This window comes from Bacillus cereus group sp. N24 (assembly GCF_016483345.1).
GTDB classification, from domain to species: Bacteria; Bacillota; Bacilli; order Bacillales; family Bacillaceae_G; genus Bacillus_A; species Bacillus_A toyonensis.
Map to the genome: position 1 here is coordinate 122,926 of NZ_JAEHCA010000016.1, position 11,195 is coordinate 134,120.

Below are 11,195 nucleotides of genomic sequence, written 5' to 3' on the forward strand. Positions count from 1 at the left end.
GGATTCCCTCCTTTCGTTATGGTGTAAAGCGGCTAAATTTTAGTGGTCCGTGAAAGATCTTTTCAGCTAACGAATCATTATGATGAATGTAACGTTCGTAAGGGGGAATCGTGTTGACATACATAAGCCAAATCGCCCCTTTTTGATCCATAATTGTGGAAAGTTCTAGTTCGAATAAAGAAGAATAAGATTGATCTAATGTTTGAAACACTTCATTTATAATGTCGTGTAAAGCGTCTTGTAATAGTTGCACACCGGTATTAGATAGTACATATTTAATTTTTGATAATGAATGCAGCGAGGAATCATCCGTTACGGAAAGTAAAAATTGGTTCGGAAATGAGCTTTTTTGTATAAATTGACCGATAACGTTCCATTTTTGTTCTTTATTTTTTTGCAAAATGGTTCGAATGTGGAGTGGATACGTTAGTTGGTTCGGTGGTTGTAGCATCGTATGGGTGATATAACGTGTTGATTGTATGTTAGATTTGTACCAAGATATAAACTCATCTGTCCGTTTGATTGGAGTAGAAGTATGATATGCGTCATGTATTGTATCGATATGAAACGTTTTATTTTTATAAGCGATCCGGTACAGACTTTCATTGGAATGTGTATGAGTAGGACGTATAATAATATCTTTTGTTTTTAATAAAAGTTTGAAAATGTTTTGTATCGTTGCTATTTCAAATTTTGGTATATAAGGAGATAATTTTTTATTAGTAAGAAATAAATCATGTAGTTCGCTTAAGTCAATAAGTGTGTTATTTAAAAAGGTAGTGGAAGGACGGTTGTGTAATGAATAAATAATTGATTTAGCTTTTTCAAAGTCTGTATCCTCGTTAAAAGAAGAACGATCGTATATATAAGAAGGAATAGGGAATGTTTGCTCTTTCCATTTTCCTGTATCTGTATCATAAATAAGACCAGAAACAAGGTCTGTTTTAGGATCAATACAAAATGGTGTAAACTGGGCAACGACATTATGATAAAGCCGAGCGCGTTTGGCGATTTCGGTGTAATACGTTTGCTCATAATGAGGTCGGGAAGTTAAAATACCGAGAACCAACGAAATCACTCCTTTACTAACAAAGTGTTGGCATAATAGGCGAAGCTATATATTGCAAATACATTTTTATACCATTATACTTTTGTCCGTATGATGATATGCTATAGTTTTGGAGAAGCGAAAGGTTGATTGTAATGAATATATGGTTGAATATGTTAACGACGACAGGGCTCGGAGCAATTATTGGAGGATATACGAACCACTTAGCGATAAAAATGTTATTTCGTCCCCATCGCCCTATTTATATTGGAAAGTTTCAATTGCCATTTACACCTGGATTAATTCCGAAGCGACGTGATGAGCTTGCTGTTCAATTAGGGAAAATGGTAGTCGAGCATTTGTTAACGCCAGAAGGAATCGGAAAAAAGCTAACAAATGAAGAGTTTCAAAAAAGTTTAATTCACTGGGTGCAAGTGGAAGTGGATAAAGTCATTACGAATGAACAATCACTGCGACATATGTTAGAAAAATGGAATGTAGCACATGTAGAAGAAGAGGCGACCGGGAAAATCGAGCATGTGATTACAAAAAAAGTTCAGGAATTTTTAGCGGAGTACTATACATATACATGGGAACAAGCTTTACCTCATTCTGTACATGAAAAAATAGAGAATGCAATTCCAAATGTCTCGGCTTTTATTTTAGAGCGAGGAATTGAATTTTTTGAAAGTGAAGAAGGGAAAGCGCGCCTTTCAAAAATGATTGATGATTTCTTTGCTTCTCGTGGAACATTACTTAACTTAGTCGGGATGTTTCTAGGGAATGTAAGTGTAGTGGATCGTGTGCAGCCAGAGGTAATTAAATTTTTAGGTCAAGATGGTACGGAAAAGCTTTTAACTAATGTACTGCAAAAAGAGTGGGAAAAGTTAAAGGAAAGAGATGTAAAAGAATTAGAAACGTTTGTAGAAAAAGAAATGATTGTAAGCTCCATATTGTCTGCAGTTAAAGTTGAGGAAACAGTGAGTAAGTTTTTAAACCAATCTGTACAGCAAGTGTGTGCGCCAGTTCGAGAAACAATCATTGAAAAAGTGGTTCCAAGCGCAGTAACGAAAGGCTTGAAGTGGGGGACAGAAAATGTAGAGACCATACTAAATAATCTACATCTTGCGGAAATTGTCCAGCAAGAAGTGTCTACATTTTCAACAGAGAGACTAGAAGATTTAGTTCTGTCCATTACAAAAAATGAGCTGAAAATGATTACGTATTTAGGTGCCTTATTAGGCGGAATGATTGGACTCGTGCAAGGGTTGTTACTGTTGTTCCTTAGGTAGTAAAGATAAGTACATAGAAATAAGAGTGAAATTTCTTCACATCTCTTGCATAGTTTGATATGGTAAGAAGAGGTGCGTATGTAAATGCACTTAAAAGGCAGTGTGAGCGAAAAGCGCTAGCCTTCTAAAGGAGGAAAAATAAAATGACAAAAAACATTCATGATGTAGCATATGAATTACAAAAAGCAATCGCTGAAAACGAAGACTTCAAAACTTTAAAAGAGAGCTATGCGGCAGTACAAGGAGATGCAGCTTCAAAGAACTTATTTGAAGAGTTCCGTACGATGCAACTTAGCCTACAACAAAAAATGATGCAAGGCCAAGAAATTACTGAAGAAGACAACCAACAAGCACAAGAAGTTGTAGCTCGTATTCAACAAGATGCTAAAATTACAAAATTAATGGAAACTGAGCAACGCTTAAACGTTGTAATCGGCGACGTTAACAAAATTATCATGAAGCCACTTGAAGAATTATATAGCGCGCAACAAGCGTAATAGTGGAAGACGCTCCTTTATGGGGCGTCTTTTTTGTTTAGGGAATTAAGTTTAAAAGTAAATGTTATTTTAAAAAACAAATTAATTGTAAGCGTATTCTTTAAGGGTTGTCAAAATACTGTCAAATTCATATTGTTGGAAAAATAATGCATTTGTAATATAATGATAAATGATACTTCACCACGTTAATTAACTAGGTGAAATTAAAATCTTTATTACACACATTATGAAATAAAGGGATGATTAGTTTGAGTACAGGTGTAAAAGCAAACGACGTGAAGACAAAAACAAAAGGAGCAGATCTTGTTGTTGATTGTTTAATTAAACAAGGTGTTACACATGTTTTCGGTATTCCAGGAGCGAAGATTGACTCTGTATTTGATGTACTGCAAGAAAGAGGACCAGAGTTAATCGTTTGTCGTCATGAACAAAACGCAGCATTTATGGCAGCTGCTATTGGTAGATTAACAGGGAAACCGGGTGTGTGTCTTGTAACTTCAGGACCAGGGACATCAAATTTAGCGACAGGTCTTGTTACTGCGAATGCGGAGAGTGATCCCGTTGTTGCTTTAGCTGGTGCAGTTCCACGTACGGATCGATTAAAACGTACGCATCAATCTATGGATAATGCTGCACTATTCGAACCAATCACAAAATATAGCGTAGAAGTAGAGCATCCTGATAATGTGCCAGAAGCACTATCAAATGCATTTCGAAGTGCTACCTCCACAAATCCGGGAGCAACTTTAGTAAGTCTTCCGCAAGATGTTATGACTGCGGAAACGACTGTAGAGTCTATTGGTGCGCTTTCTAAGCCACAGCTTGGAATCGCTCCCACATATGAAATTACATATGTAGTAGAAAAAATAAAGTCAGCAAAATTACCAGTTATTTTACTCGGTATGAGAGCGAGCACAAATGAAGTGACAAAAGCTGTTCGTGAATTAATTGCAGATACAGAACTTCCTGTCGTTGAAACGTATCAAGCAGCTGGTGCCATTTCACGTGAGTTAGAAGATCATTTCTTCGGCCGCGTTGGATTATTCCGTAACCAACCAGGTGATATTTTACTAGAAGAAGCGGATCTCGTTATTTCTATCGGTTATGATCCAATTGAGTACGATCCGAAATTTTGGAATAAACTTGGGGACAGAACGATTATTCATCTTGATGACCATCAAGCAGATATCGATCATGATTACCAACCAGAGCGTGAATTAATTGGCGATATCGCTTTAACTGTAAATAGCATTGCAGAAAAATTACCGAAACTTGTATTAAGCACAGAATCAGAAGCAGTGTTAGAACGATTGCGCGCGAAGTTATCAGAGCAAGCAGAAGTTCCAAACCGCGCTTCTGAAGGTGTTACGCATCCGCTTCAAGTCATTCGCACACTTCGTTCTTTAATTAGTGACGATACAACTGTTACGTGTGACATCGGTTCCCATTCTATTTGGATGGCGAGATGTTTCCGTTCTTATGAACCACGTAGACTATTATTTAGTAACGGTATGCAAACGTTAGGTGTTGCACTACCTTGGGCAATTGCCGCTACTTTAGTTGAACCGGGAAAAAAAGTTGTTTCCGTGTCAGGTGATGGTGGTTTCTTATTCTCTTCGATGGAGTTAGAAACAGCGGTACGTTTAAATGCACCGGTTGTACATCTCGTTTGGAGAGACGGTACATATGATATGGTTGCGTTCCAACAAATGATGAAATACGGTAGAACATCAGCTACAGAGTTTGGCGATGTTGATCTTGTGAAATATGCAGAAAGTTTCGGGGCGTTAGGTCTTCGTGTTAACACGCCTGATGAATTAGAAGGGGTATTAAAAGAAGCATTAGCAGCAGATGGTCCTGTCATTATTGATATTCCAATTGACTATCGTGACAACATTAAATTAAGCGAAAAATTATTACCAAACCAATTAAACTAATGGAGGCAGATTTGAGATGACTGTTGCGCAATTAATTGATATTGATGCAAAAAAAACGAAAACGAGTAATGAAGTATATCAAACATCTACAATGCTTGCGCTATTAGATGGTATATATGATGGTGTGATTAGCTTTGAAGATTTGAAAAAACATGGTGATTTCGGCATCGGCACATTTGATCAATTAGATGGTGAAATGATTGCATTTGATAATGAATTTTATCATTTACGTTCAGACGGTTCAGCAGAAAAAGTAGAGCCAGAAGAAACAACGCCATTTGCGACTGTAACGTTTTTTGAAAAAGAAATGAGTTATACGGTAGAGCGTCCGATGAATCGTGAAGAAGTTGAAGCGTTATTACATGAATTAATGCCGAGTAAAAACTTATTCTACGCTATTCGAATGGACGGTACATTCCGTGAAGTAAGAACGAGAACCGTTCCGAGACAAGAAAAACCGTATACACCGCTCGTTGAAGTGACGAAATCACAGCCGATCTTTTCATTTAAACATACAGAAGGTACGCTAGCTGGATTTTGGACACCAGATTACGCGCAAGGCATTGGTGTAGCTGGGTTCCACTTACATTATATTGATGATGAAATTCGCGGGGGCGGACATGTTTTCGACTATGTTGTTGAAAACTGTACGATCCAAATTTGTCAAAAAGCTCATATGCATTTAGCACTTCCAGAAACAGCTGACTTTATGGCGGCTGAATTATCAAGAGAAAACTTAGAAAATGATATTGCGACTGCGGAAGGTGCAGAGTAAGAGGGAAAGACTGTTCCATTTTGGAACAGTCTTCTTTTATTCGTAATGTTATTATTTGTCGATAAATCGATATTTCTTGTCGAACCGTTGATATATTGTAAGTTACGATAGATATATTCGAAAAATCGTTGATATATTGTAAGTTACGATAGATATATTCGAAAAATCGTTGATATATTGTAAGTTACGATAGATATATTTGAAAAATCGTTGATATCGCTTATTTCTTTGAAACAAACCGATGCCCCTCATAATAAAACCGCCACGGATAATGCACAGCTTCTTCTGCATAATCGATGTTAATACGAGGTCCTGCTGTTATTTTATATTGTGATGATATGTGTTCTTCTTCTGGAACGAGTTCAATATGTAATGTGTCACTTTGTAATGATACGCCTCGTTCTTCTAAAGTAATTCCGAGTGCACGGCATAGTTTTCCAGGTCCGTTCGTTAAATTTTTATACTGTGCTTTTGTAATGTCGTTTTTGTTGTAGCGCGCTAGTTTTATTTCTTCGATCCCATCTACCGGCTCAAGGGCTCGAATGAGAACGCCTTGCGGGGTGCCAACTGGCGCTGTAATGACGTTAAAACAATGATACATACCGTAAATTAAATATACGTAAGCATGCCCTGGTGCACCAAACATAACTTCTGTGCGATCTGTCCGTCTGCCGCCGTAACTATGTGCGGCCTTATCATCTGGGCCTTTATATGCTTCTACTTCTACAATGATTCCGCTTCGTTTTATTCCGTCTACAATATGAACGAGTTTTTGGCCGAGTAATTTCTTTGCGACTTCTAACGTGTCGCCTTCGTAAAAAGAAGGTGGTGCCTGCATTGTACTATCTCCTTTACTGAGTGTATATGTATATAGTAAACCAAATTTTCAGTAGTAATTCTAACTCGTTCTATTTGCTACATTTATTTCATAAATTATGGATAGAGTACAACAGCGAAGAGGGGGAGTGCGACATGATTTATCGCTTACTAGCTCTTAATATAGATGGGACACTACTATACAATAACGGAAAAATCGCAAAAGGATTACGAGAAACAATTGAATTTGTGAAAAGAAAAGATGTATACGTTACATTATTTACGAGTCGTAATTTTCAATCCGCTCATAAAGTAGCAAAGGCGTTAAAATTAGATTCTATATTAGTGACACATGGTGGTGCTTTCGTTTCAGCAACGTTAGATAAGCCGTACGTTCAAAGAAGATTATCTGAAGAGAAGACTTTTAACATTGTGCAAGTGTTAGAGCACTTTGATTGTAATGTACGCATTTCTCATGAGCGGTTTTCAATCGGAAACCGGGAGAGAAATACACCAAACTTAATTGCGCGTACTGTATTATCAAGCGCAGATCCGTTATTTTATCCAGTTCAATTTGTAGATTCGTTAGGCGATGCGCTTCGTGATCATCCGGTAGCGGCACCAAAAATTGATGTTGTTTTCCATAGTAAAGGTGAAAAGGAAAGAGGGCTAACTACGCTAAGAAAAGCATTCCAAGATATAGAGTATGTTGAATGTGACGCAAAACGAATAGAAATTTTGCCACAAAATGTATCAAAGTTACGCGGATTACAGTTGCTTGGAGAGCATTTAAATATTTCGCTAAATGAAATGGTTGCGATTGGGGATAGCATGGAAGATTTAGAGGTCATTGAAAACGTTGGACTTGGGGTAGCGATGGGGAACGCGCCTGTAGAGTTAAAGCAAGCGGCAGATTGGATTACACGTTCAAATAGTGAGAACGGTGTGGAGTATATGATTAAAGAGCATTTCCGTAAGCAATTCCCACTTCCGTTTTTGAAAAACCATAAAAATACACCGAAACGATGAAAGAAAAACGTAGCTTTGTGGCTACGTTTTTTTGTTGAACTTACTAAAAGGAATGAAAGCGTTTTAGGTTGTGAATTGTGTATGAAATCTATACAATTCACTTGAATCCTTTAGAAAACTAATGTAAAGTGGATGATGTTCCCAAAATAGTTACACCACATGAAATATTCTTCAGATAAATTTTATTGGGCTCCCGTATGTAAAACATTTCCGCATGATAGTGTAGTTCACGTATTATTTCAAAAATGAATTGTAGTAATTTTATTAATTAGTTGTAGCGTTTCTTTGTTTTATTTAAATGGATTATTTTAAGTTAATGTGAGTAAGATCTGGCACATATGAAATGTGTTTCTTTTTATGATTTTAGGAAGTTTAAAAGGGGGAATGAATTTCTTGAGGAAATCATTTAATCAAAAAATTAAAAAGTTAAGTAGTAGTTTAATAGTTGTATTACTAATATGTATGAATTTTTTAATCCATTTACCATTTAAAGCAGAGGCAGCTACAACAGAATTAAAAGGTTTAGGTGATGTATCTTATTACAACGCCATCATTTTTGGAGATCATAGTGCAACGAGTGCGGATATTGAAGGTGCGATGGCTGTTCAGAAAAATATGAACGCATCAAGTTATACAGTCGTAGCGGCTGCAACTGGAGCAAATAACTTAGCTGGAGCAACATGGATAGATGAAGGATATCCATCATTATTATTAGGTGGTCAATTTACGAAAGCGGGAGCAGGACAAGTAATTATTCAAGATGGAACAGTGGCGATGACAAAAGACGGTGACCCAGATGGCGCAATGAAAACATCATATGACCGTATCTCTTATAAAGAGCAAGCGGAGATTGATGCTAAGTTTAAAGAATTTAGAAAAGACGTTGATGGTGTAATCGGGGATGCGGGCCAATTACACACTGATAAGCCAACACTTAATATGAGCTTTGGAATCGGTGAAGATGTAAACAACCCTAATATTTATGTCTCTTCAGGCCAAACGGGAAAGAAAACATTTGATGTAAAAGACGTTTATCTTCCAAATGTAGAGAATAAAGACTTCATTGTTATTTATTCAGATGCAGAAGAAGTGAGTTTTGGTGGCGGTGCAATTTTGTATGATACAAGAAATACTGGGATGGCAACAGACTTAATTAATACATCTCAAGCATACGACCCTAATTCATCTTTTACTGAGTTAGCTAGTAAGGTAATTTGGGTGTTTCCTAATGCTACAAAGATAACAACTAAAGGTTATGGTGTAGTAGGTAGTGTGTTTGCACCTAATGCAGTTGTAGAGACAAAAGGTGGTTCTATTAATGGACAAGCCTATGTTGGAGGATTACACCAAAGAGATGGATTTGAGGTTCATAACTTTAAATTTAACTGGCCGAAATGGAATAAGCCAGCAGCTGAAAAAGGAAATTTACAAATTAAAAAAGTTGATGAAAACGATGAAAACATTGTTTTAAAAGACGCAAAATTTGATGTTATAGACAAAGATAATACTGTTGTGGCTACTGTTACAACAAACGAAAAGGGTATTGCGGAAGTTAAAGATTTACCACTTGGTGATTATTTTGTAAAAGAAATTAGTGCACCAGAAGGATATATAAAAGTTGATACACCAGTAAAAGTAACAATTGATAGTACAAACGTAATTGAACTTGTTATGAAGAATACGAAAAAAGTTGAAAATGGCCAATTTAAATTGTTGAAAAAAGATAATGAATCTGGTCAACTTCTACCAGGTGCAAAATTTGATGTTATCGATAAAGATGGGAAAGTTGTCGAAACAATTATTACAGACAGTAAAGGTGAAGCTTTATTAAAACAACTTCCAGTTGGAACATATACATTAAAAGAGGTAGAAGCCCCGAAAGGATATGAACTATCATCTAGTTCAGTTCCTGTAAATGTAGAGGCTAATAAAGTAATTACTGTAGATGTGTTGAATAAAAAAATCCCTGAAAAAGTAACAGGTCAATTCGAAATCGTGAAAGTAGATGCAAATGATAAAGAGAAACTATTATCAGACGCAGAATTTGAAGTGTATAAAGACGGTAAGAAAGTAGATACGTTACGAACAGATAAAACAGGTAAAGTGATTTCTCAGAAATTAGAACCAGGGAAGTACACATTAAAAGAAACGAAAGCACCACAAGGATATAAGTTGTTAAAAGAAGAAATTGAAGTCGTTGTGGAAGCAAATAAAGTAGTACAAGTACAAGTGGAAAACGCGAAAGAACTGGGAAGCTTACAAATAATCAAAAAGGATGCAGAGAGTGGAAAAGTTCTAGCAGGCGCAGAATTTATACTGAAAAACGAAAGTGGTCAAGTAGTTGGAGAAACGAAAACAACAGATAAAGATGGCGTAGTGAAGTTCGAAAACGTAGTGCCAGGAAAATACACGTTAGAAGAAACGAAAGCGCCAGAAGGTTACAAAGCGCTAGAAGTGACAGTAGAAGTAAATGTTGTAGCGAATGAAGTAGTAAAACAAGAAGTTACGAATGAAAAAGTAACAGGTCAATTCGAAATTGTGAAAGTAGATGCGAATGATAAAACGAAAGTATTATCAGGTGCAGAATTCGAAGTGTATAAAGATGGTAAAAAGGTAGCGGAACTGAAAACAGATGAGAGTGGAAAAGTGATGTCACCGAAATTACCATTAGGTGAATACACAGTGAAAGAGACGAAAGCACCAACGGGCTATAAACTTTCTAATAAAGAATGGAAAGTAACAATTCAAAACGAGAAAGAAGTAGTAAAAGTAGAGGCAGAAAACGAAAAAATCTTAGGTTCTCTACAAATTATTAAAATGGATGATAAAGATCAAACGAAACGTTTAGCAGGCGCACAATTTACATTGAAAGATGCGAAAGGAAATGTTGTAAAAGAAGGAATTACAACAGATGAGTCCGGAACTGTAAAAGTAGACGGACTAGTGCCGGGGGAATATACGTTACAAGAAACAAAAGCGCCAGAAGGTTATGAGTTAACAAAACAAGTAATTCATGTAACAGTTGACGGTGAAAAAGTTATTGATGTAAAAGTAACGAATAGTAAGAGCCTTGGTCAATTTGAAATTGTAAAAGTGGATGCAAATGATAAAGAGAAACTATTATCAGACGCAGAATTCGAAGTGTATAAAGACGGTAAAAAAGTAGAGACATTACGAACAAATAAAACAGGTAAAGTAATCTCTCAGAAATTAGAACCAGGGAAGTACACATTAAAAGAGACGAAAGCACCACAAGGATATAAGTTGTTAAAAGAAGAAATTGAAGTCGTTGTGGAAGCAAATAAAGTAGTACAAGTACAAGTGGAAAACGCGAAAGAACTAGGAAGCTTACAAGTAATCAAAAAGGATGCAGAAAGTGGAAAAGTTCTAGCGGGCGCAGAATTTAAATTAAAGAATGAATCTGGTCAAGTAGTTGGAGAGGCGAAAACAACAGATAAAGATGGTGTTGTGAAATTCGAAAACGTAGTGCCAGGAAAATACACGTTAGAGGAAGCGAAAGCGCCAGAAGGTTATAAAGCGCTGGAAGTGACAGTAGAAGTAAACATCGTAGCGAATGAAGTAGTAAAACAAGAAGTGACGAACGAAAAAGTAACAGGTCAATTCGAAATCGTAAAAGTAGATGCGAATGATAAAGCGAAAGTATTATCAGACGCAGAATTCGAAGTGTATAAAGATGGTAAAAAAGTAGAGACATTACGAACAGATAAAACAGGTAAAGTAATCTCTCAGAAATTAGAACCAGGGAAGTACACATTAAAAGAGACGAAAGCACCACAAGGA

Annotated in this window: 8 protein-coding genes; 6 read left to right on the plus strand and 2 right to left on the minus strand. The window is 36.5% G+C overall.

The features are described 5' to 3' along the window. Positions 1 to 16: 16 nt before the first annotated feature. Positions 17 to 1,069 carry a YheC/YheD family endospore coat-associated protein gene (locus JDS95_RS21125; protein ID WP_000242733.1) on the minus strand — a complete coding sequence of 351 codons (1,053 nt, stop codon included), beginning with the start codon at positions 1,067 to 1,069 and terminating at the stop codon, positions 17 to 19. 134 nt (positions 1,070 to 1,203) lie between these two features. Here JDS95_RS21125 and JDS95_RS21130 point away from each other — a divergent pair, with 134 nt between their 5' ends. The 4 genes from JDS95_RS21130 to alsD all read left to right on the plus strand — a co-directional run bounded on the left by JDS95_RS21130 (position 1,204) and on the right by alsD (position 5,549). Continuing rightward, on the plus strand, positions 1,204 to 2,340 hold the full coding sequence (locus tag JDS95_RS21130) for a DUF445 domain-containing protein (protein ID WP_139823474.1): 1,137 nt from the start codon (positions 1,204 to 1,206) through the stop codon (positions 2,338 to 2,340). A gap of 143 nt (positions 2,341 to 2,483) precedes the next feature. Beyond that, positions 2,484 to 2,837, plus strand: coding sequence for a YlbF/YmcA family competence regulator (locus tag JDS95_RS21135; RefSeq protein ID WP_000164615.1), 354 nt, complete (start codon positions 2,484 to 2,486; stop codon positions 2,835 to 2,837). Between the two features lie 248 nt (positions 2,838 to 3,085). Continuing rightward, on the plus strand, positions 3,086 to 4,774 hold the full coding sequence (alsS, locus tag JDS95_RS21140; RefSeq protein ID WP_000103540.1) for an acetolactate synthase AlsS: 1,689 nt from the start codon (positions 3,086 to 3,088) through the stop codon (positions 4,772 to 4,774). Between the two features lie 16 nt (positions 4,775 to 4,790). Then, entirely contained in the window at positions 4,791 to 5,549 is a 759-nt protein-coding gene (gene alsD / locus JDS95_RS21145) for an alpha-acetolactate decarboxylase (protein ID WP_000215021.1), read from the plus strand. Positions 5,550 to 5,769: 220 nt separating this feature from the next. On the opposite strand, the gene JDS95_RS21150 is transcribed toward alsD, so the two are convergent. Continuing rightward, complete coding sequence (locus tag JDS95_RS21150; RefSeq protein ID WP_001148784.1) at positions 5,770 to 6,387, minus strand: DNA-3-methyladenine glycosylase; 618 nt, start codon at positions 6,385 to 6,387, stop codon at positions 5,770 to 5,772. Between the two features lie 134 nt (positions 6,388 to 6,521). On the opposite strand from JDS95_RS21150, the gene JDS95_RS21155 reads away from it, so the two are divergent. Then, the gene (locus JDS95_RS21155; protein ID WP_000640434.1) at positions 6,522 to 7,394 is read left to right on the plus strand and encodes a Cof-type HAD-IIB family hydrolase; all 873 of its coding nucleotides are present in this window, start codon (positions 6,522 to 6,524) and stop codon (positions 7,392 to 7,394) included. A 357-nt stretch (positions 7,395 to 7,751) separates the two neighbouring features. Beyond that, a partial coding sequence (locus tag JDS95_RS21160) for an MSCRAMM family protein (protein WP_199690770.1) occupies positions 7,752 to 11,195 on the plus strand: 3,444 nt, incomplete at its 3' end.